The 21,043-nt window shown below is 45.8% G+C and carries 20 protein-coding genes and 1 riboswitch; of the genes, 2 read left to right on the top strand and 18 right to left on the bottom strand.

The genetic code is table 11. The features are described from left to right. The 17 genes from ACGHCT_RS04140 to ACGHCT_RS04060 all read right to left on the bottom strand — a co-directional run bounded on the left by ACGHCT_RS04140 (position 1) and on the right by ACGHCT_RS04060 (position 17,429). Complete coding sequence (locus tag ACGHCT_RS04140) at positions 1–699, bottom strand: ABC transporter ATP-binding protein (RefSeq protein ID WP_072849735.1); 699 nt, start codon at positions 697–699, stop codon at positions 1–3. A gap of 176 nt (positions 700–875) precedes the next feature. After that, positions 876–1,757, bottom strand: coding sequence for an MBL fold metallo-hydrolase (locus tag ACGHCT_RS04135; RefSeq protein WP_072849733.1), 882 nt, complete (start codon positions 1,755–1,757; stop codon positions 876–878). A 268-nt stretch (positions 1,758–2,025) separates the two neighbouring features. Continuing rightward, positions 2,026–2,643 carry an NUDIX hydrolase gene (locus tag ACGHCT_RS04130; RefSeq protein WP_072849731.1) on the bottom strand — a complete coding sequence of 206 codons (618 nt, stop codon included), beginning with the start codon at positions 2,641–2,643 and terminating at the stop codon, positions 2,026–2,028. A 5-nt stretch (positions 2,644–2,648) separates the two neighbouring features. Beyond that, entirely contained in the window at positions 2,649–3,287 is a 639-nt protein-coding gene (locus tag ACGHCT_RS04125) for an ECF transporter S component (RefSeq protein ID WP_072849728.1), read from the bottom strand. 107 nt (positions 3,288–3,394) lie between these two features. Further along, positions 3,395–3,513: riboswitch (FMN riboswitch) on the bottom strand. A gap of 75 nt (positions 3,514–3,588) precedes the next feature. Continuing rightward, a complete protein-coding gene (locus ACGHCT_RS04120) occupies positions 3,589–4,737 on the bottom strand; it encodes a hypothetical protein (RefSeq protein ID WP_072849726.1) in 1,149 nt (382 codons plus the stop codon). A gap of 710 nt (positions 4,738–5,447) precedes the next feature. After that, a complete protein-coding gene (locus tag ACGHCT_RS04115) occupies positions 5,448–5,771 on the bottom strand; it encodes a YjbQ family protein (RefSeq protein ID WP_341443379.1) in 324 nt (107 codons plus the stop codon). Next, positions 5,749–6,387 (bottom strand): YitT family protein, encoded by a 639-nt coding sequence (locus ACGHCT_RS04110; RefSeq protein WP_072849722.1) that lies wholly within the window; start codon positions 6,385–6,387, stop codon positions 5,749–5,751. The genes ACGHCT_RS04115 and ACGHCT_RS04110 overlap by 23 nt, the downstream gene beginning before the upstream one ends. A 16-nt stretch (positions 6,388–6,403) precedes the next feature. After that, the gene (locus ACGHCT_RS04105) at positions 6,404–7,543 is read right to left on the bottom strand and encodes an SIS domain-containing protein (protein WP_390438370.1); all 1,140 of its coding nucleotides are present in this window, start codon (positions 7,541–7,543) and stop codon (positions 6,404–6,406) included. Positions 7,544–7,556: 13 nt separating this feature from the next. Continuing rightward, on the bottom strand, positions 7,557–8,306 hold the full coding sequence (locus ACGHCT_RS04100) for a 5-formyltetrahydrofolate cyclo-ligase (protein ID WP_390438368.1): 750 nt from the start codon (positions 8,304–8,306) through the stop codon (positions 7,557–7,559). Positions 8,307–8,336: 30 nt separating this feature from the next. Further along, complete coding sequence (locus tag ACGHCT_RS04095; protein ID WP_390438366.1) at positions 8,337–9,257, bottom strand: nucleoside phosphorylase; 921 nt, start codon at positions 9,255–9,257, stop codon at positions 8,337–8,339. 4 nt (positions 9,258–9,261) lie between these two features. Beyond that, on the bottom strand, positions 9,262–10,161 hold the full coding sequence (locus ACGHCT_RS04090) for a carbohydrate kinase family protein (RefSeq protein ID WP_390438364.1): 900 nt from the start codon (positions 10,159–10,161) through the stop codon (positions 9,262–9,264). A gap of 12 nt (positions 10,162–10,173) precedes the next feature. After that, the gene (locus ACGHCT_RS04085) at positions 10,174–12,300 is read right to left on the bottom strand and encodes an ADP-ribosylglycohydrolase family protein (protein ID WP_390438362.1); all 2,127 of its coding nucleotides are present in this window, start codon (positions 12,298–12,300) and stop codon (positions 10,174–10,176) included. A 24-nt stretch (positions 12,301–12,324) separates the two neighbouring features. Continuing rightward, positions 12,325–13,155: a carbohydrate ABC transporter permease gene (locus ACGHCT_RS04080; RefSeq protein ID WP_072849710.1), complete on the bottom strand. Its 831-nt coding sequence runs from the start codon at positions 13,153–13,155 to the stop codon at positions 12,325–12,327. Then, complete coding sequence (locus tag ACGHCT_RS04075; RefSeq protein WP_072849708.1) at positions 13,155–14,036, bottom strand: carbohydrate ABC transporter permease; 882 nt, start codon at positions 14,034–14,036, stop codon at positions 13,155–13,157. The genes ACGHCT_RS04080 and ACGHCT_RS04075 overlap by 1 nt, the downstream gene beginning before the upstream one ends. Before the next feature lie 16 nt (positions 14,037–14,052). After that, the gene (locus ACGHCT_RS04070) at positions 14,053–15,426 is read right to left on the bottom strand and encodes an ABC transporter substrate-binding protein (RefSeq protein WP_390438359.1); all 1,374 of its coding nucleotides are present in this window, start codon (positions 15,424–15,426) and stop codon (positions 14,053–14,055) included. Between the two features lie 17 nt (positions 15,427–15,443). Then, entirely contained in the window at positions 15,444–16,466 is a 1,023-nt protein-coding gene (locus ACGHCT_RS04065; protein WP_390438357.1) for an ADP-ribosylglycohydrolase family protein, read from the bottom strand. Between the two features lie 3 nt (positions 16,467–16,469). Next, positions 16,470–17,429, bottom strand: a complete 960-nt coding sequence (locus ACGHCT_RS04060; RefSeq protein ID WP_390438355.1) for a PfkB family carbohydrate kinase — start codon at positions 17,427–17,429, stop codon at positions 16,470–16,472. A gap of 203 nt (positions 17,430–17,632) precedes the next feature. Here ACGHCT_RS04060 and ACGHCT_RS04055 point away from each other — a divergent pair, with 203 nt between their 5' ends. After that, positions 17,633–18,403, top strand: coding sequence for a GntR family transcriptional regulator (locus ACGHCT_RS04055; RefSeq protein WP_072849700.1), 771 nt, complete (start codon positions 17,633–17,635; stop codon positions 18,401–18,403). A gap of 46 nt (positions 18,404–18,449) precedes the next feature. On the opposite strand, the gene ACGHCT_RS04050 is transcribed toward ACGHCT_RS04055, so the two are convergent. Next, positions 18,450–19,937, bottom strand: coding sequence for an IS1182 family transposase (locus ACGHCT_RS04050; RefSeq protein WP_390436657.1), 1,488 nt, complete (start codon positions 19,935–19,937; stop codon positions 18,450–18,452). A gap of 562 nt (positions 19,938–20,499) precedes the next feature. On the opposite strand from ACGHCT_RS04050, the gene ACGHCT_RS04045 reads away from it, so the two are divergent. Further along, entirely contained in the window at positions 20,500–21,036 is a 537-nt protein-coding gene (locus tag ACGHCT_RS04045; protein ID WP_390438353.1) for a ferredoxin domain-containing protein, read from the top strand. Positions 21,037–21,043 lie beyond the last annotated feature (7 nt).

Here is a 21,043-nt window from a genome sequence, read left to right as displayed (position 1 = left end):
CTACTCACTAAAATTCTCGTTGATAAAGTCTGATTCTATTTTACCATCCATAATCCGGACTACACGCTTTGCCTGAGCAGCAATTCCGTCATCATGGGTAATTAAAATTACCGTTCTGCCGCCGTCGTGAAGCTCCCTTAGAATCTTCAGAATCTCCCTGCTGGATGCAGAATCCAGGTTACCGGTAGGCTCGTCTGCCAAAATCACTGGAGGCTTCGCAGCAATGGCCCTGGCAATTGCAACCCTCTGCTGCTGTCCGCCGGACATCTCTGATGGTTTATGCTTCATCCGGTGCTCCAGTCCTACCATCTCCAGTGCCTGAATGGAAAGCTCCCTTCTGGTCTTTTTATCGATCCCTCTATAGATGAGAGGCAGTTCCACATTTTCCAGTGCTGTCAGATTCGTTATCAGGTTAAATCCCTGAAAGATAAATCCAATTTCTTTATTGCGGACTGCAGACTGTTCATTATCTGTCATAGTCGACACATCTGTCCCGTTCAGATAATATTTACCGGTGGTCGGCACATCCAGACATCCCAGCATATTCATTAAAGTCGATTTTCCGGATCCGGATTGTCCGATAATAGCTACAAACTCTCCCTCTTCTATTACCAGATGAATATGATCCAGAGCACGAACTTCATTTTCCCCGGGATTATATATCTTGCACAAATTCTCTACTCTGATTAACGCTTCCATCGCTTTCCTCTCTCTTCTTCCCGATATATCCCATTTTCTGTATTATTGTATTACTTATATAATACAATAATACCTCCATATCAATTTGTCAAGTGGATATTTTGATCTCCAAATGAACCGTCTTCTATTCTATCTTTCATATCTTCAGATATCACGAATCATTTCTTAAGATTTCCTTAAGATATCGTTTCCCAGAAAAGCATTTGATTGCTGAAATCGGTATTTAATTTGCCATTATCTTTGAGCCAGGAGAGGTAAGAACGAATCGTGCTTCCTACCAACGCATATTGTTCAAAGTTCATGGAAAGGTCATATTGATGAAATATTTCCTGAAGGATCACCTCAAAGCATTTTGGTTTCCGGCATATATCCAACAGACGTTGGGCAGCTTCCAGCACCTTATCCCGATTATACCCTGCCAGCTCCTTCATGTCTCTGGAAACTTCTGCATGGGAAGGTACAAAGACAGCTGCCTCCATTTGCTCAACCTTGTCCAATGTCTCCAGATAAGCCTGTACATCGTAGATAAATGGGATTCCATATTTATCCAGGGTCTCTCTGCTGCTGATGCAGTCTGCCAAAAAAACCGTCTGATCCGGTGTCCGGAAGCCAGTCATATCAAAAAAATGTCCGGGCAGCGGTATCACTTCTATCTCTTGGGGAAATTCTTCATCTGTAAAGGGAGATGTGCGGCATTCCTGGGCCAGCAGGAACTTGTGCCGCAGTTCCCTGCATGGATAACCTCCATATAGAAAAGATGGCTCCAGAATCGGATGGCGTGTAAAATCTTCTTCAATCCCTTTGGCGTAAACTTTACAGCCCGTCTGCGACTGCAGGTAATGATTCCCCCCAATATGGTCTGCATTGGAATGTGTATTCAAAATGCCCTTCAGATGCCAATGGTTTTCCTCCAGGATTTTTTTTACTTTGCGCCCCGCATCCTTATCATTTCCGCTGTCTATAAGGTATACCCCGTTATCCCCGGCTGTATAGATACCAATTTTGGCAGGGCAGTTAATATAATAGCTCTTTTCTCCTGCTTTTCTCAATTCATACATGCTGCACATTCCTCTCATCTTTATTTCAGTCTTATTTGCCCTTTTTGCCTCGAAATATAAGTATTATACCACCCCTGTATCTTCAACCACAACAACTTTATTACTAACAGGATTTTCCGGATGATACATTATATTTTTTGAATATGCATTCTCATCCGTCGCCGCCGTATGCCTGCAGGATATGTGTTATAGGATGCTCTTTAGGTATATAAAAAGAGACAATGAAAATCTGATAACTTTCATTGTCTCTGTATTTGCAGCTCACTGCCTATAATTCTTCCTGCAAAAATCCAAAAGGCTCCTCTTCCTCATGGAGAAAATGCATCAGCATATACGCGCAGATAATTGCTACTTTTTCTTCCCTTAAAATTCTTTTTACTTCTTCCCGGTCTGCGAGTACTATCTCCAGCTCTTCGGAATCTTCCAATCCGCACTTGGAGGGGGTACCGCATGCATATCCATAAACCGTTGCACAGGATTCATCTGTCATTCCAATAGTTGTGAAAAATGGCTTTTCATAGGCCTTATCCACCTTAAACGGCTCAAAGTCCAGTCCAGTCTCCTCTTTCATTTCCCGGATTCCGGCCTCCCGATAATTCTCACCGGGTTCCACCAGACCCGCCGGAAATTCATAAATATAATCATCAATCGTATAACGGTACTGACGCACCAGCACTACCCTGTCTTTCTTCTCACCGTACAGGCTGTAAATTACCACACCGTCCGGATGGTTCTTGCCGGTCACCAGCTTCAGGCCCTCCGTACTCTCCGCCCTGGATGATACAAAATAGTGTACCGGCGTGCCTATCTTGCTGGTTGCGTCAATAGCATACATATTAAGATGCTTATTCTCTGTCAGCGGTGTCACTTTATGAATATGTCCCATAGTGGTTATTCTCCTTTTAATAAAACTCTGACTCTTTTATATAATAGCAGAGTTATCAGGGAAACCACAACCCCTTTTACCAGATTAAAGGGCGTTACTGCCAGAAGCACAAATGTAGCTACTCCGTTAATTCCCCCATTGATTGCTGAACCGGCCGCGATGATCGCTTCCATTCCTCCAAATGCCGCTGCATAGAGAGGCAGTAACACGAACGCATTGCACAAACCTCCGATCACCGTCATAATCGCAGTCCCGGCACCCATTCCAACCAAAGCGGCTTTTCTGGTCCTCTTATACTTGTAGAGCAATCCTGCCGGTACAATAAAGGCACACCCAATTACAAAGTTTGCCACATCCCCTACGCCGGCTGTTGTCGTTCCCATAAATACCATATGAAGAACTACCTTAATCAGCTCAATAATCACGCCTGCCAGAGGACCCATTGCAAAGCATCCAATCAGTACCGGAACTTCACTCAGATCAATCTTATAAAATGCCGGAGCAAAAGGAAGGGGAAATTCAAAAGACATCAGAATTACTGCGATAGCGGAAAGCATGCCAATCTGTACCATGGTTCTGATCTTTGATCTGTTCGCCGTGCGGGCATTCCTTACATTTTTGTTGCTTACAACTTGTTCACTCATTTTCGTTCTCTCCTTTTTTCATGTTATTTTAATCAGCATAAAAGGAAATTCTTACGAAAAAAGCCCCGGATACAGCATCCGGGGCAGATAAACGATGGATATCATATTACCTTCTTCTCACATCCAGACTATACTGTCGGTACTGGAATTACACCAGTTCAGCCATTTGCATGGGTCGCGGACTGTCACCGCCGGTAGGGAATTACACCCTGCCCCGAAGAATTTTCTTTTATTCTATAGGAAATTATAGCGCATTTACCCATAGTTTTCAAGGTATTTGTGAATATTATATAAAAATGGATCAGCTGAATTCATGTCCGGGAATCCCGTTGCACATATAAGAAATGCCTTCCGTCGGGTCAAATCCCGAAACTTCAATGGTAGTCACATCAGGGAAAGTAAAGTTTAGTGTATACTGCTTTCCAAAATATGCAGCTGTTGTCCCGTCTCCAGTAAATACTGCCGTATGCTTGTTAAAGATTACACTGTATGAATTCGATGACGGATCCCACTGTTCTATCCTGAAGTCAAAGGAAGTATCCGTAACATTCGATACGGAGATCATGCATGGATTCTCCGGACAATTTGGATTGTCACCGAACCAGCGGTAATCGTTATACTCTCCGGCATACAGTTCAATATTTCTGGCTGTGCCTGTATCCTGTTCCTGGGCATCTTCCTTGGGTCTTTCGCTTTTTACATACTTCCCGGCTCCATGTTCCGTGTCATGGTTATTTCCCGCCATGCTGCTCATAATCATGGCATCTCTTCCCTCCGTCAGAGTAAACGAGTCTCCCTCCCAGGTAATGGTCACGCCGCTGAATTCCAAGGTGTTTCCGTCAATAATTTTTCCCTCCTGATCTTTGCAGGCAAATTGCGTAGGGCTGTATGCATACTCATATCCATCATACAGAACCGTTCCAGAGGTATTGTCAATGCTCTTCAGATCCATTGCCCAGTATCCGTTGCTGTAATATCCGGCCCGACTCTCCGGAAATTCCTGGGATTCTTCGGAAGACACTGTCTCTCCCTGGGAAAAGAGCTCCTGGCAGAAATTTTGCATTTCTTCCGGACTCTGTTTTTCCTTCCCGGCATAATACTCTGCCGCATTCACATTCTCATATTCATCTTTATAAATCGTCAGACTGTATTCCTTTTCCTGATGGATAAAAGAACATTTAAGAAATTTTTTTCCGTCTTCCTCTTTATACTTCCATTCAACTACTTCGTATTCTCCGGTAAATGCCTCCCCAATGGTTCTGCCTGGATAGGCAGTCAGAGATAATTTTTTCAATGCCTCCACTTCTTTACTGTTATCTTCCCATTCGCTTTTCTCAGCTTTGACTGTTGTTTCATCGGGTACTTTCTGGGTATCTGCCTTTTGTCCGCACCCGCTGATAGAAACTGCTAATAAGCACAGTACCGTCAGCATTGCCGCTTTCTTTTTCATCACTCTTTCTCCTTCGCATACATTTTTCTATTCTTTATTTCCGCATAGCAGACTTAAAATACCTAATTTTAATTTAGTCTTTACACTTTCTTAAATCTTCCATCACAAAATCAACACATTTCATCCCTTGTCCTATTAACAATACTCCTGCTTCTATATATTATAACTTTTTTCCTATTACATCACAACTATTTCTCCTTTCGTTATTGTTGTTAACTTGTGATAATATCGCCTTAGGATTCACTTATGAAAATGTCACTTTTGTGGAACCTATAATAGTATGAAAGAATCCTCTCTTCTGGCGCATCCTCCCTCATTCATGGAAATACTGGTAGAAAGCCTGTTCACACTCTTTCTGACAAAGAAAAAGAAGCTGTCCTTGCTATCCACTCTTTCCCAGAGTATTCGCAGTCCAACTTCCTTCACTTTCAAAAAATTCTCAAAGACAAGTATGACATTACTATATCATATTCCTCTCTTCTAAGTATACTAAAAATGCTGGCATTCAAAGCCCTCAGAAGAAAAAAAATAAAAATCGCACCCATTGGGGGCAAGCGTAAGGCCTATGTCGGGAAACTCATTCAGGTGGATGCAGCTCCTTTTGAATGGTTTGGCAACGGCCAGAAATTCTCTCCCCATAGAAGAGCCTATTTAAAAAGTGGCATTTTCAAAAGTTATTGACAAGGTTTTTGTGAAGATATATCAATATGTTATACGTCTCCTATCACCTTCACATAATACTCCCTGTTCCTGGGTCCATCGAACTCCAGAAAGTAGATTCCCTGGGAACCGCCAACCAGCAATTTTCCCTTATGGATAATGAACATCCTTTCTATTCCCAGCAGTGCTGACTTAACATGGCCCGCAGCATCCTGCGGGCTATCATGCTGATGATGAAAGTCAATTCTGGTGGGAATCAGCCTGCATATTTCCTCCTGCACCCCGCTCTTACTCACAGTCTCCTTTATACTATCTGTAATATCGTAAATATCATTATACACTGTGCTTATCTCAAATTTTCTTAACAAAGCCATGTAATCCACTCCTTACACATATGGTGCACATATTGTCCAGCCTATTCATAAATCCCTGCAGAAGAGGCCCGTAGAGTACCGCAGTAAGAATAGTTGCAATGCCAATAGGTCCGCCGAACAAAAATGCCAGCGTGCACAGTCCGATCTCAACAGACGTTTTCGTCACTCTAATACTAAGATGGAGCCTGTCTTTTATTGCAAAAATAAAATCATCCAATGCACTTTTGGCAAACCCGCTTTTAAAATATATGGCTGTTCCCAGAGGGCCTAAAAGAATTCCTGCTCCGTACATCAAGATACGGATCCCCATACTGTCTGGTTCATAAAAGTGTTGAAAAAACCGTGCCCACAGATCAAAGAATACGCCGAAGATAAATGAGGACACCAACCCTCCCGCCAATGGTTTTCTTCCGGATAAGACTGCTGCTGTACACATCATGAGAAAGGCGGTGGCCGCCACCCATGTTCCCGGGGTAAGCCCCGCGCTCTCAGACAGTCCCACACAGAGAGCATCCAGTGCGTCTGCCCCCAAGCCTGCCTCCACAAACAGCCGCTGTCCCAATGTGAGGATAATCATTCCTCCCAAATAAAGAGCGCCCTTTCTTAAAAACAACATTATATCTCTCCCTCTATTACCTGATTATGATCTCACTTTCTCTCACGCAGCGGCCTCCCTTGCTGAACTCCCAGGGTCCTTCGCCGTCTCTCCCGTAAGTTTCTCCTGTTATAGCTGACAGATACCCTGCCATGAGACACAGAGGGGCAAAATGCGTGACAGGCATATGAATGGGATATACCGGGGCGGGTACCTGGATATAGGCAGCCCTTACGCTGTCAAAATCCTCGGGGCCCCCGTCGGTTATTATTGCCAGCGGACGCCCCAGCTTTTGCGCATACCTTACCATTTCTTTCGTTCTGCTCACGGCCGGATTAGCCGTATTGCACACTACCACAGTTCCTATCTTATCTGCCTCCCTGGCGAAGAAATTCAGGTGATGCCAGTCCTCCGCATTGCAGTGCATGACGAACTTTCCCACCGCCTCCAAAATCTTGGCATGTCCGAACCAGGCTGCTGCATAGTCAAATCCGGCCCCCACATATTCATAACAAGGACAGTCCTTCCACTGACGGGCAACCTCCAGGCAGATTCCGTCCATTTGGGGAAGCAGTTCTCTTAACAAATCAGACTGGTTTCTGATATCCTTCCGGTAGCGATCCCCCATTTCAGAAGTATAGTTTCTTCTCAGCTCTCCTAAGCGGACAGCCAGAAGATTCAGCGCCAGGATACTCACAAGATAGCTCCTGGTTCCCGGTGCGTTTTCAAAAGTCGGGATCTGCGAACAGAGGATTTTTTCACTGTGTCTTCCCAGCTCTGAGTGCCGGTTTCCTGTGATTCCCAAGGTCATAGATCCATGCATACCGGCCCGCTGCACTGCCTCAGAGACCCTGGCCACATTTCCAGAATTACTGACAGCAATCACCAGGGGATTCCCCTTATCCTGGCCGAACTGTTCCTTGCAGTAATATCTGGCCAGATCAAGGGCCGGGACTGCCTCTGTGGGAATTCCGGTCAGCGTCTCAAAGGTATACTTCTCCGCCATACATGCGGCATAGGAGTCCCCGCAACCGGTGAGGATGATTTTCTGAATACACAGCGCTTCCTCCCGAGTCCACAGGTCCGCAATTTTAGGAATTAAGTCACTGACCTGCTGCTCTATTAAATCCGGCAAGCTGAATACCTGCCGTCTCATTGGATTATCATATCCTTCCATTCATACCTCCTACTTATTTGCAGTGAATGTTACACCATAGTTCATACAATGGCGGAATCTGTGCTCTCATCTCTGGTTCCAGCAGGCTCCAGATAACCCCTTTTGTGGGTTTGGGATACTCATTCCTGGTTTTTATCACCCTGGTAGGAGTGACAATATAATCAATAGCCGTGTCAAACTCCCTCACAACCACGTCCGCGTCCATGATCTGGCAGTCGTGGCCTGCAGCTACCACCGGAGTTTCCGTATCCACAATTCCCATGGTGTACAGCATCGCCCACTCCAGATCAAAATATCCGTGGCCTTTTCCAAACCGTACGCCTCCGGGTGTAATGGCGGAAGCCCCTGACACCAGCACGTCAATTCTTCCCACAGACGCTTTTAATTGCTTTAGGGTCTGATGCTTCCAATATCTTCCCACCCCGTCCAGCAAAGAGGCCAGTTCTTCCTTCCCTTCCGGAACCGCATCAGGTGTTACCAGAAAAAAGCCTCTGGTAATCCCGTAATTCGTCATTACCAGTGTTTTTTTGTCTCTGATCACCTGTTCCCTGAGGCGTTCCAGGTTATTGTCCGGTGTGACAAAAATCACCTTTGCGTTCTGATACAGCTCTGTCTGACAAAACCGCCGGGCGCCCTCGCCGCTGCCTTCATAATCGGTAATAAATTCCCCGAACTCCCAGCTGAAACGGGAGTCGGGCCTGGCCACTTTTCTCAGTTCTTCCCAGATAAGCGGCCTTGCTTCTGTTGCATCTATTTTTTTCATTTGCTTTCTTCCTTCATACTCATAGCTTAGTTAATCTTGCGCCAGTCCGGGATGCCAATATGGTTTTCCCTTTTTTTCTTCGTCCATCCGCTTCAGTATGGCGCAGCCTTCCAGGGCAATATCCACGGCCACGTTGTGTCCGGCCCCGGCACTGAACTTTCTTCCAGTACACATGTTATCCGCCACGGAACAAACAGAGCCTCCCCGGCGCTGAAATAAGGCTGAAAGAGTAATAATGGCGGAAGACTCCCTGTCTCCGTTCAGACAGCCAGCCCGGTTATAGATCCCTGCCTTTTCTATGTTTTCCGGCTGAAGATATCCGCCCACTCCTGGACGTCCTCCGCCTACATAGTCACTGTCACTGGACACGGTCACCCCCACATGATAGGGATGGCCAATCTTCTCTGCAGCTTCCACCATAGCACAGACCACCTCATAATGGCTGGCCGCCGGATATCCGGCATCAATATAGGCTCTTGTCATTCCCTCTGCCCGTACCGCTCCGCTGGAAATCACCACATCCCCGGGATTCACCTCATCCCCAAAGCCTCCGGATCCCCCTACTCTTAGAAAGGTATGAGCATCCGTATGTTCCATATAGTCATATAAAATCATTTCCATCTCAGGAGCGCCGCTGCCTCCGCTCACCACAGTAATAGAGGCTCCTTTGTAATATCCGCTGTAGGACAGATACATTCCGGACTGACCTATCATACGGGCATTATTCAGTTTTCCGGCAATGACTTTAGCCGGATCCTGGTCATAAGAGCACAGGGCATCCCTGACACAGATTAGGACAAACTCTCCCACCTGGGAGGTATCTATCTGGGTCAACGCCGGCTTCCCCTGGATATAAAATCCCTTTTCCGGGATGTTTTTGTCATATTCATACTGTGTATGGATCTGTCTGATTGACTCTTTTGCCCTGATTTTATCGCTTAATTTCCCCAATCTTTTACTCCTCCATCATCTGTCTTCTCAGCCTCTCAGCATTTCTGCGAAGCCCGTCATCTATGTTTTCCGGGACAGCATACTGGGTAATGCAGGATGCGGCGGATATACTGCCAAGGATACCGCATTCCTTTGGTCCAAGTCCCTCACAATAACCATAAAGTACTCCGGCGGAGGAACTGTTGCCTCCTCCTGTGGAATCTATTACTGCAAGGTTTTGTACCCCGGGAACATCCTGAATCTCCCGGGAAGTTATCATATAAGCCCCTTTGGAACCTCTCCGGTAGTAGACGAGAGGCACTCCCATAGACCGGAGCCGTTCCACCGCTTCTGCCTCCTCACACCCAAACAACCTTTTTGCCTCCGCTGTATTAATGGAAAAAACATCAATCCCTTCTGCGATACTCCTGACAGCATTCGCATACTGGGGGCAGGCATAATCCCCGTTCAGCTCCCACAGGATACGGAACCCATACTGTTTCTTTAAGTCCAGAATTTCGTTCCAATAGCCTGAATCCGTGCCCTTAAATATATATACCCCTTTGGCATCCCTGCAGTGAGGCTCTATCTCGCGGGGAACCGCCTCCATCCATTGATAATGTTCCGCGCCGTAAAGAGGCGTTTCTGTTCGCTCCCCATTCTCCTGATACTGCAGAATTGATATCGGGCTGTATTCTGACTTTATGGTAATTCCCTCCGTAGAAAGCTGGTTCTTCTCAAACCAGCTTTTATGCCTGTCATACAAATCCTGCCCGGTCCCGGTTACTAATATCACCTGATCCGTCCACAGTTTGGCCCCGCACAGGGCGTAAATGCCCGCTCCCCCCAGCAGCTTTCCCATATAAGTTCCGTCGGCCAGGGTCATATCATCCATCACTGCAGTTGATACTACTACGTATTCCATGCCAATTAACCCTTACACGCCTTTAACCGTGAGGCCTTCCGCCACAATAGCACCCTCATCCACCATGAACCCTGCTGCTCCGTTTGCAAAGGTATCGTCTGTGCAGGCAACTTTCTGTTCTCCGTCGATAAACATGGTCAGCCGGTTTCCCTTTACCTCCAGTTTTACTTCATGTGTCATATCATCTGTGGTGGGAAACGCAGTGGCAGCCAGAGATATCACATCACGGTCAAAGCGTTTTATGATCTCCGCCTTGTTGTCCCGGAAGACAGCTGCATAGTATCTTCTGTGGCCTTTGGATCTTGCCACAACCCCCGCACAGTTGCCATGTACAAACTGAAGCTTTGTCTCTATGGAATAATCATCCCAGTCCGTAGTTCCTATAGTCATTACTCCGTTTTCTTCCGGATGGGACAGGGAAATGGTAGCCAGATAGTCCGGACCATAGTGTTTTACCGACGTCATAAACGCGGACAGCCACTGTGTACGTGTCACAAAGGGGCTGATACCCGGTGTCAGTTCATTGGCCTTTCCCATATGGAAGAGTTCCGGAGACCCTTTCCAGTCCAGGCTTTTTATTACAACAGATCCATTCAGCATATGGTCACTGTTCAGCCGGATTCCCAGGCGGTAGATGGACCGGCCTGTGGTATCCGGCACCTTCCAGGCAATTTCATTTATACCTGGTTCCAGCCTTATCGTATCCCCTTCTATGGTGCTGATTCTGTCATTCTGATCGTAGTAATCAATAAATAATTTCAAATCAGGATTTTCCACCTCAAAGCATTTCATCGTCATGTGCACGGTCTGGCCGGAATAAATGGAGGGACTTGCGTATACTTCGAAATAAGAAGTCCCGGCTTTTGCCTTTGGCGCAGGATCCACAAAGGTTGCCACTGACGCGGAGGCCTTTGCCCCTCTGCCCAGATTCTTATATGTAATCTGAAGTCCGGCCTCACCCTTTTCTTCCCATGCATTCTTTACTTCCGTGGCTGCCTGTACATGGATGGGTTCCGGATGAAGCATAAAGCCCTGGGTAGATCCCCTGTATTCAAATGCAAATCTATTTTCCGGAAGTTCTGCAGCTTCCCCTGCCAGGGCAGATGCTGCTTTAATAATCTTTCTGCTCTCCTGCACTGCGTCGGAGATACAGGCCCCCCCGTCGGAGCTTACCACCAGCATCCTGTCAGCCACGGGGCCTCTAAGGTCAACGCCGTGATTGATAGCATCCAGACCCAGACGGATCCCGTTTAAGCATCCTACATTTCCTGCATTGCAGTCCGTATCCCAACCCGCGCTTGTAGCAATGGAAATGCTCTCCTGGAAATCATCCCCCGCCATTTTCAATGCCATGATCACTGCCAGATGATTGGGTACCATGGGGCAGTTTCCGGGATACAGATGGTATCCGTGATTCTCCTGGATCCAGTCACGTACCTGCCTCCAGTCCGATGCCCGGCTGCACTGTTCCACCACATCATCCACAAGCTTCAGGAGTTTTTTGCCATATTCCCCCTGTACGTATTTTCTGGCACTGCGTAGCAATTCATCTACGTCTTTGATATCAAAAGCCAGGGCTTCAATGGCTGCCAGATACACGGCCGCCTCCACTGCAATCCCTGCGTGACTTACAATGGCTGCCTCTCTTGCCATTTTTGCAGCGCGTTCAGGATTTCCCGGATTACTCATGGCCCAGGTGTCAATAAAAATCTGTGATCCGATGGCTTCCGCAATAGATTGTCCATTATATTCAAAAGAGCCGCTGTAAGGAGGTTTTACTCCCTGTTTTAATCTTAGATAGGCAGAGTGCTCCGTGGATCTTGCCAGGCCGCCCCACCAGAGTATGGTTTTGTCTTCTATAATATAATTCAGCCAAGTCTGTCCAATCTGATCCGCCGTCACGTCTTTCGGATAGCCGTTGTCCTCAAGGGCACGGTAAAATACAAAAGTGCCGGATATATCGTCATCTGGAACAATTAGAGGGAAACCATTGTGCTCAGCCACAAAATTCTCTATTTTACCGAATTCATTTACAATGTTTTCATAGGACCAACCTTCCACTGGCCTCCCCATATATACTCCTATGATTTTTCCTAACACTCCTGCATAGATTTGTTCGCTGTATGTCTTGCTAATCATCACTAACCTCCAATATTATTTTTATTATCCTTTTACCGATCCGCCGGTCATACCTTCAATAAAATATTTCTGCAGCAGAAGGAATACAATAACCACCGGAACAATCATAATTACTGCTCCCGACATGATAATACTCATATCTCTGGAGAATGTTCCATTTAAATTTAAAAACTTAATGGTTGCCGTAAAATTTGTCTCCCCCTGGAGCAAAGTGGAACTTAACAGATATTCATTCCATGAATTCAGTGCTACAATTACGGCTACTGTTATCAGTCCCGGCGAGACGATGGGCAGCATCACCTTGGTAAATACCTGAAAGGTTCCTGCCCCGTCAATACGCGCTGCTTCTTCCAGATCCCTTGGTATTTTCAGGAAGAAGGTACGCATAAGGAAGATAGGCAGGGGAAGATTCCATGCCGCAATTACCACTCCTGCGGCAAATGGATTCCCCATGAGTCCTAATTTGACAAACGTGGAGTACAAAGGCAGTAAAAACAGCTGCATGGGAACCGTTGTCACCAGCATGAAGTAGATCAGAATCATGCCCCACATCTTAATTTTCTTTCCCGCAATGACATATCCGCATCCTGCGGATGCAAGTACTCCAACCACAACGGCGGTTCCGGAAAGCTTGATACTATTAGCAAATCCTTCCCCAAACTTGCCCAGCTCCCAAGCCTGCTGGTAATTGTAAAAAGAGAATTCTTTCGGCCAGGCCAGTGGATTCGCTACAATCTCCGCGTGCGTCTTAAAACTATTCACCAATACCAGAAGCACCGGTGTAAGGGCAATGACTGATAGAACTGCCAGAATAACTACGATAATAACTTTATGAATGACCTGCTTCCTTTTCATTATTCAGCCACATCCTTTCTGCTTATCCAAACATAGCAAAATGCTGCAACACTTCCGAAAATCCCCATCACTACAGATACAGCGGCGCTGCGCCCGAACTTAAAGGCAGAAAATGCCGTACTGTAGGCAAAGGTGCTCAGCAATTCCGTGGCATGGGCAGGTCCCCCTCCTGTCAGAAGATATACATAATCAAAAGAAAGGAATGAATAGATCACAATCATAACAAACATCAACTTTACGGTAGGCATAATGTTTGGCAGATATATATAACGATAGATCTGCCATGCATTTCCCCCTTCTACCCGTGCCGACTCAATCTGGTCTATTGGTGTCTGCCGCAAAGCCGCCAGATAAATCACGGTCAAAAAACCCCAGTAATGCCATATATCTACTCCAACTACACCGTAGAGCGCGGAAGACATATTACCTAACGGTGATGAAATATCCAGCCCCAGGTCCTTCAAGTATCCAATCACCCCTGCATTAGGGGAAAACATGATATTCAGCCAAATTACTGCATTGGTAGAAGGTGCCAGAATATAGGGAATCAGATAAAAGGTCTGAAACATATTTTTGGTCTTCTTCATGTTGATCAACAGGACTGCCGCAACCATCCCTATGGTTACCGGGACGATGAGAAAAATAAGCGTCCATCTAAAATTATTCTTCAAAGATGTCATGAAAATTGGATCGCCCAGAATATCTTTGAAGTTCTGCAGTCCTATCCATTTCATCTCTCCCATGCCGTTCCATTCCGTGAATGAAGCATAAATGGTGGTAACTGCCGGAATCAAAACCACAGACAGGCTTAAAAGTATAGCGGGTGCGGCAAGTAAGTAATAACCTGTTTTTCTTTCTCTTTTACTCTTTCTATCGCTCATCCCTTATTACTCCTATTTACTTTGCTCTGGCAGGCTCTGCCAACGGGCTTACCAAATTCTTCTCCAGCTCAGCGGGGAACACGGCATCCACAGAGTCAAGGAACTCTTCGGGTGTCATAACTCCCTGCCAAACCATGTCAATATCTCTCCATTTTTCCTGAGTTTCCGGAGGCATAAACGTGGTTGGATGGAAGCTGAACTGTCCGTTATCAATAGCTGTACAGGCTTCTTTTACTGCGCCGATAAATTCACCGCCCAATCCTTCAATTGAGCTTTCATCTACTGTGATCTCCTTGAGAGGTGTTGCCCAGTATCCCGGCCATCCTTTTGTCATTTCTACCAGGAAATCTTCTGTCAGCATAGTGTCTAAAATTTTGGCACATTCGTCCGCATACGGTGTGGTGGCGCTGATGCTGAAATTACAGGGGGTAGCCACATCATACACCGGTGAAGGCTGATCAGACTGCAGGGATGGAAATGGGACAAATCCAAGATCATCTTCTAAGTCTCCGGTAAAGAACTGTCCTGCAAACTGGAAATACAAGGTAGGCGCAAGGACAAAGGGAGATTTTTTCTCTGAAAGCATCTGCATACATTCTTGAGAATCCAGGTCCGTGTAGTCCGAGCCTCCCAGATATCCTTTTTCGTACCACTCCTTCGACAGCTCAACGGCTCCTGCCATTTCGGGATTGTTAAAAGGAGTCTTGCCGCTGAGACAGTCATACATTACAGACGGATACGTAAAATGGCTGACCATAAGAGAACTGAAATTATCGTTGCAGGGCTTCCATCCTTTATTTCCGGCCAGAGAGCCATATAAACCATCTTTTATTGCCTCGTCCATAATGGCTGTCAACTCATCTACCGTGGAGGGTACCTCCCAGCCTTTCTCTTCGAATAAAGCTTTATTATAAAAAATCCCTCCCACAGAGATAGAATTAGGAATGGAATACAGACTTCCGTCTACCGTACATGCATCATACAGAATTCCCAGCATTCTGTCCTTCCAGCCGTACTGCTCTGCATATTTATCCAGACTGATTACCTTTCCCTCCTGGACATAAGTGGATACATACGAGGGACCGGAAGCATATACTATATCCGGACCGGAATCAGCCGCCAGAGCAACTGGAATATCTTTGTCCACGGTATTTCTGAATTCCAGAGTAAGCCAGTATTCCTCCTGAGACTCGTTGTAACTGTCCACCAATACCTTCTGCATGTGTTCCTGATAAGGGGTGGCACAACCCCAGAACCACATAGTAATCTGTTTTCTGTCTCCCTCTGCCGATGCCGATTTACCAGACTTCTCTTTTTCTGAGCTGCCGCACCCCGCCATTCCTACTGCCATACACAATGCTAATACCAAAGATAATACTCTTCTCTTCATATCAGATCCTCCACTTCTTATTCAGCCACCTGCCACTTAGGTGCTAAGTTGATCAAATCTTCTGCTACCGGCGTCATATCTATATGATTTACTTTATTAACCGTTTCTCTCCATACCAGCGGTACGGCATCCACGCCGTTCATTGCTCCCGCCATTGCCCCTGCCATTGCGGCATTCGTATCACAGTCCCCCCCGATATTGACGGCATACTCGATGGTATTCTTAGGATCTCCTTTTCCCAGGACAAATAGTCCTATGGTCTGTGGAATGGAATCCGCACAGAGATCGCCTCCGCCAAAGTAGCTGTAAATGGCATCCATTCCCTCTTGAGGGGATTTTGCCTTAAATGCCAGGTCTGCCGCACAGTCAATCCGCTTGCCGATGGACGGTGCCGGAATATCATTTCCAAATATTTCCCCTGCTGCTGCTGCCTTTATAGTCTCTTCCACCACTCTACCGACATCGGTCTCACCTTTCATACAAACTGCAATCCCCCATGCGACTGCGGCTCCCGAGGACACTGCTACTTTCGTGTTATGTGTCACAAGGCATGTCTGATATACATCTCTGACAATCTCCTCAATAGAGCTGTCCCGCAGCCCGTGGATGATTCCCAGAGGGCTGATTCGCATGGCAGAACCATTGGTATTGCCGTATTTCCCGGATTCCCCGATAGGGCAGCCTTCCCGTATCGCTTTCAGTGCCCGCTCCGTGCTTGGTCCGAAGGGACTTGCGTATTTATCTTTCACTCGCTCAGCCCATTTTTCCAATTCCTTAGCAATGTCTTCCGGAACTACTTTGTGGTACCGGAGAAAGGAATGGGTCAGGGCAAGAGCCTGCTCCGTATCATCTGTATATTCCCCTGCCAGAAGTCCGTCATGGTAAATATGTCCCTTCTCCGGAGGGTAAAAAGTATCAATCCATCCATATAACTCCCTGATGCGGTTAGGTGTCAAAAAAGATGACGGTACACCCAGGGCATCTCCGGTTGCTGTTCCGTAAAGGCATCCCAAAGTTCTGTCCATTTTGCTGATTTTCATGTTTTATCCTCTCTTACCTTTTATTTTTTGTGCTGTCTCAGGGTATGTCTGCTCCAGCCTTTCGATTAACTGTGCAAATTCGGGCAAATTCGTCTGCCCACCTATGGTCTCCAATACAAAACTGGCATTGGCCGCCCCTACATAACCTGCCAGTACCGGTTCCATCCCCCACACTGCTAACGCTGATACAACCCCGCTGGTGTAGGCATCCCCGGCGCCGGTAAAATCTATGATTTGATTCCCCGTTACCACAGGCACCTGGGTCATCCGGCCCTTCTCGTAAACTTTACTTCCCTTCTCCCCGTTAGTAATAAACAGCAGTCCCCCGTTTACATAAGCGGCCAATTGTTCTTCCCTGCAAAATCCCAGATGTCTCATCAGATAGTCAGCCTCATGCTGATTAATAATTACCGCCTTCACATCCGGCAGATAGGGAATCAGTTCCCGGGAGCATATACCGGTTACAATACAGGATTTTTTCTCTTCGATTCCACGTTTCAGATACTCTTCCGTATATCCATTCAACACGGGGGCTATCACTACCCATTCTCCTAATCTAGCTTTTGCATCTGCCTTCCCGCACCGGGCCGCTCCTGCATAACCAAGACAGATAGTTTTCCCATCCTTCTGCATGTACATGTGCGCATATCCTGACCGGCAGTTCTCTACTTTTGTTACGTTTTCACAATTCAGTCCCTTATCTTTCCAATAATTTTCCAGGCCGCTGTCTTTATAGTCATAGCCCACCGGATAGAACAATTCCGGTGTTGTCCGAGTCAGATTTTTAATTCCCACCGCAATATTCGGTGCACACCCGCCCCACACCGGCTCCGGATGTTCTCTTATAATCTCTACAATATCTCCTGGTCCAGGCAGTTTATTTACTTCATATATGTAATCACATACTGCTGCTGCTCCAATTACTGAAATCCTCTCCTTTTCCAGAATATCTCCTCCTTCCATTTTTCTACATCTTGTCTGCTTGTTATGTTGTATTAACTTTAACACAAGTTGTGCAGTATGTCAACTATCAACTTTTAAATTATTTTTTCTTGTGCAATTTTTCTTTTTATAAATAAATTTGACATTTAGGAAGAAAGTATGTAGAATCAATATATAATCTTGTCTGCTTGTAATAACTATATAACAATAAAGGAGGGAACAATATGGGACAGACATTAGACCGCAATTCCCCCATTCCCGCATACTATCAGATAGAACTTGATTTAAAAGAACGCATTACGAAAAAAGAATGGGATATTAATGACCGGCTGCCCAGTGAAGCAGAGTTATCTGCCCAGTACGATGTAAGCCGCGTTACCATAAGACAGGCATTAGCAGAGCTGGAGAAGGATGGAATTATCAAGAAGCAGAGAGGGAAGGGTGCTTTTGTCAGCGCCAATCCCCAAGCATTTATACACGATTTAGATTATAGTATTATTTCAGGAGAAAAATTGAACCACCAAGGGTTTGAAATGCATGCTAAAGTTTTAGAGCTGCAGCTGTTCACAGCCCCCCGAAGTGAAGTATATGAAAACCTGGAGATTTCTCAGGACTCCCCGGTAGTTTATATTAAAAGGCTTTTTCAGCTGGACGAACGGCCTATAGCAATCTGTGACTCATGGCTTCCTGCCTGCCTGACGCCAGAGCTGCAGGAGCGGGGACTTATAGATGGAAAACTGTCCAAAACATTAAGTACTTATTATCAGCTTGTGCCTGAAAGGATAACAGACTATCTGGAAGTCCTCAGACCTACCAGCAAACAAGCTCTGCTGTTAAATACAACATCTGAATCTCTATTAATCCTACTGAAAGGTATCTCCTATATGAAGGATGGCACCCCTCTGGAATATTCAAATACTTATTGGCTGGGCGATGTAATGCGATTCAAATTTCAGCTCCATGCAACAGAAAACGGGTTTGAAATCGACAATTAAGCATGAAGAACCACCGGTATAAAACCGGTGGTTCTTCATGCTTAATTCAGACTGTAGACAAACTGGTTTTGGGCTTTGTATCCCAGAGCCAGTTTTCTTTTATTAACCAAATTGCGTTCCAAATAAAGTTTGTGTAATGGGCTTCTCCCTCTAGAAGCCCCCATTTCTCTTTCATCCTGGCCAGCTTTTTCAGATTCATGCACGCAAATGTAAGCCCGACCTTCATTTCCATTCGGGCTTTTCCAAACATCTGTGTATATCGGAAACCATGATTCTCCTTTGCACTTCCAAAGATTCGTTCTATGGTTTCTTTCCTTTGGGAATATAATTCTTTCATACCCACGGTTTGGCGGATCTCCTCACACATCTCCATGTAAGGTTCCCATATGTGGCGCATAACCGTCTTTACATGATCTTTGCTTTGGGTACATTTTGCAAGATAGGCACAGCCTGCACAGCTACTTCCACAGCTTTTGTACTCCCGATATCCCTCACGGTTGGTTGTTCGATAGGTCAGCACCTGATTGTTGGGACAGATATAGCAGTCGTAATACTCATCATAAACGTACTCGTATTTCTTGAAGAAACCCTCTTTTGTCAGGGGGCGTTTGTATGGCAGGAGCGGTTTGACTCCTTGATCGATCAAAAGTTTTGCTATACCGGGAGTTTTATATCCTGCATCGCCTATCAGCGTCTCTATTCCGATCCCTTTTATCTTGTCATATAAGGACTTGAAGGTTCTGCTGTCATGATTGTTCCCGGGATGAACGCTATAGCTGAGAATCCATCCATTCTTATCACATGCGGTCTGTACTGCATAAGCAAATACATGTTTATGTTCTCCTTTGCGGAACCATCCGCTTTCCGGATCAGAAGTGCTTGCTTTCACTGTCTTTTCTTCTTTGCCGCCGGCTCCACCGGATGGTGTATTGCTGTCATCCTCTTTTTCTTTCAGCGGACGTTTCCCGTGTGCTTCACGGTCTTCATTGATTTCCTGTTTCAGCAGATCTTCAAAAAATAATGCCTCATCATGAGCAATACGCTTCTGCATCTTTTTATTGTTTGCTCTGGCTTTTACATGGGTGGCATCCACAAAAACTTCAGTAGGGTCTACCAGCTTAAATTTGTAGCATTCAGAAAGGATATGCTCGAATATCTGTTCAAAGAGGTCGGTGTCTTTAAAGCGTCTCGTATAGTTCTTTCCAAAGGTTGAAAAATGCGGCACTTTATCCAGCATATCCAGCCCGAGGAACCAGCGGTAGGCGACATTTACCTCAATCTCTTTTACCGTCTGGCGCATGCTTTTAATGCCATAAAGATATTGGATGAAAGGAATCTTGATCAGCATGACGGGGTCCATACTGGGGCGTCCGTTGTCCTGACTGTATTTTTCTTCTACCAGTTCATAAATGAAGGACCAGTCGATTGCTTTGTCGATGATCCGCAGCAGATGGTCCTGTGGAACCATGTCATCCATGCAAAACAACTGAATCTGTTCTCTTTTTTTATCCGCATTCTGTGTCATCATAAGCATCTCACCGCCTGTATTTGATACATCTATTATACCAAAAAAGAGCCTCAAAGTCTTGTAAGTGCTGACTTTTCTGGCTCAATGGCGAGGAAAATCCGAGGCACTTGTCCTCGGACTTTGTCTACAGTCTGAATTAAGCATGAAGAACCACCGGTATAAAACCGGTGGTTCTTCATGCTTAATTGCCGATGACCGCTCAATATGTCACCTTTAACCTGTCATTTGTTCAACTCTTATTACCATGTCATCTGCCACATTAAGAAAGGTAAAATCACATGTATGCATATTTTATTTAGTCTTTACACTTTCTTAAATCTTCCATCACAAAATCAACACATTTTTCTTTTATAGTGATAATCAAATAAAGGCCAGCTGCCTTTTTCATATAGATTTCTTTTCATATACGCCGGTACCTCATTCGTACCGGCCCTCCTTTTTTAGGCCTGTATATACTATAACTTTTTTCTTACTGCTTGACAACTATTCCCGCTTTCGTTACCATAAACTTAGTTTACCGTCATGCCGCTTACCGTCTGCATGATTATCCTGAAAGGAGGAGTTTAAAATGATACAGCATTCCAAAGAAGCAGAAGAAGCCGCTGTAATACATGTTGCCCGTAAGATGTGTGCTGCTGCCAGGACCGCCCCCAAGACAAAGGGAGAGGACTATCTGGCCGCCTGCATTCTGACCGGAAAGGAAAAAGAAGAACTTGCAAACCAAATGGAGGAGCTGTCCCCAAAATTGTCCTACGGCTTTTTCATGAGAGACGCGGCAAATGTACGTGACAGTTTTGCGGTAGTATTGCTGGGCATTAAGAACCAGGCCCGTAAAATGAACGAAGGCTGCCGCTACTGCGGGTTTGAAAACTGCAGCGCCTGTATGGAAGCAGGAGGAATGTGCGCGTTCGGCCCTATGGATCTGGGCATTGCCATAGGCTCCGCAGTCAGTGTTGCTGCTGATGCCAGAATTGACAACCGGGTAATGTTTTCAGCCGGCAGAGCGGCTAAGGAGCTTGGAATTCTCGGAGAGGATGTAACAGACGTTATCGGCATCCCCCTTTCAGCCAGAGGAAAATCTCCATATTATGACAGAAAGAGATAAAAGGAGG

Origin of the sequence: Lactonifactor longoviformis (genome assembly GCF_042848515.1) — a bacterium.
GTDB lineage: Bacteria > Bacillota > Clostridia > Lachnospirales > Lachnospiraceae > Lactonifactor > Lactonifactor longoviformis.
The sequence above is the reverse complement of the archived record's forward strand: the minus strand, read 5'-3'. Positions and strand labels throughout refer to the sequence as shown.

What these genes read in the sequence shown, in the direction of transcription:
- ACGHCT_RS04050 (WP_390436657.1), bottom strand. Translation starts at nt 19,937, where the DNA reads ATGCTTATGATGACACAGAATGCGGATAAAAAAAGAGAACAGATTCAG.
- ACGHCT_RS04075 (WP_072849708.1), bottom strand. Translation starts at nt 14,036, where the DNA reads ATGAGCGATAGAAAGAGTAAAAGAGAAAGAAAAACAGGTTATTACTTA.
- ACGHCT_RS04115 (WP_341443379.1), bottom strand. Translation starts at nt 5,771, where the DNA reads ATGGCTTTGTTAAGAAAATTTGAGATAAGCACAGTGTATAATGATATT.
- ACGHCT_RS04130 (WP_072849731.1), bottom strand. Translation starts at nt 2,643, where the DNA reads ATGGGACATATTCATAAAGTGACACCGCTGACAGAGAATAAGCATCTT.
- ACGHCT_RS04070 (WP_390438359.1), bottom strand. Translation starts at nt 15,426, where the DNA reads ATGAAGAGAAGAGTATTATCTTTGGTATTAGCATTGTGTATGGCAGTA.
- ACGHCT_RS04065 (WP_390438357.1), bottom strand. Translation starts at nt 16,466, where the DNA reads ATGAAAATCAGCAAAATGGACAGAACTTTGGGATGCCTTTACGGAACA.
- ACGHCT_RS04055 (WP_072849700.1), top strand. Translation starts at nt 17,633, where the DNA reads ATGGGACAGACATTAGACCGCAATTCCCCCATTCCCGCATACTATCAG.
- ACGHCT_RS04045 (WP_390438353.1), top strand. Translation starts at nt 20,500, where the DNA reads ATGATACAGCATTCCAAAGAAGCAGAAGAAGCCGCTGTAATACATGTT.
- ACGHCT_RS04125 (WP_072849728.1), bottom strand. Translation starts at nt 3,287, where the DNA reads ATGAGTGAACAAGTTGTAAGCAACAAAAATGTAAGGAATGCCCGCACG.
- ACGHCT_RS04120 (WP_072849726.1), bottom strand. Translation starts at nt 4,737, where the DNA reads ATGAAAAAGAAAGCGGCAATGCTGACGGTACTGTGCTTATTAGCAGTT.
- ACGHCT_RS04100 (WP_390438368.1), bottom strand. Translation starts at nt 8,306, where the DNA reads ATGAAAAAAATAGATGCAACAGAAGCAAGGCCGCTTATCTGGGAAGAA.
- ACGHCT_RS04080 (WP_072849710.1), bottom strand. Translation starts at nt 13,155, where the DNA reads ATGAAAAGGAAGCAGGTCATTCATAAAGTTATTATCGTAGTTATTCTG.
- ACGHCT_RS04110 (WP_072849722.1), bottom strand. Translation starts at nt 6,387, where the DNA reads ATGTTGTTTTTAAGAAAGGGCGCTCTTTATTTGGGAGGAATGATTATC.
- ACGHCT_RS04060 (WP_390438355.1), bottom strand. Translation starts at nt 17,429, where the DNA reads ATGGAAGGAGGAGATATTCTGGAAAAGGAGAGGATTTCAGTAATTGGA.
- ACGHCT_RS04140 (WP_072849735.1), bottom strand. Translation starts at nt 699, where the DNA reads ATGGAAGCGTTAATCAGAGTAGAGAATTTGTGCAAGATATATAATCCC.
- ACGHCT_RS04135 (WP_072849733.1), bottom strand. Translation starts at nt 1,757, where the DNA reads ATGTATGAATTGAGAAAAGCAGGAGAAAAGAGCTATTATATTAACTGC.
- ACGHCT_RS04090 (WP_390438364.1), bottom strand. Translation starts at nt 10,161, where the DNA reads ATGGAATACGTAGTAGTATCAACTGCAGTGATGGATGATATGACCCTG.
- ACGHCT_RS04105 (WP_390438370.1), bottom strand. Translation starts at nt 7,543, where the DNA reads ATGGAAGGATATGATAATCCAATGAGACGGCAGGTATTCAGCTTGCCG.
- ACGHCT_RS04085 (WP_390438362.1), bottom strand. Translation starts at nt 12,300, where the DNA reads ATGATTAGCAAGACATACAGCGAACAAATCTATGCAGGAGTGTTAGGA.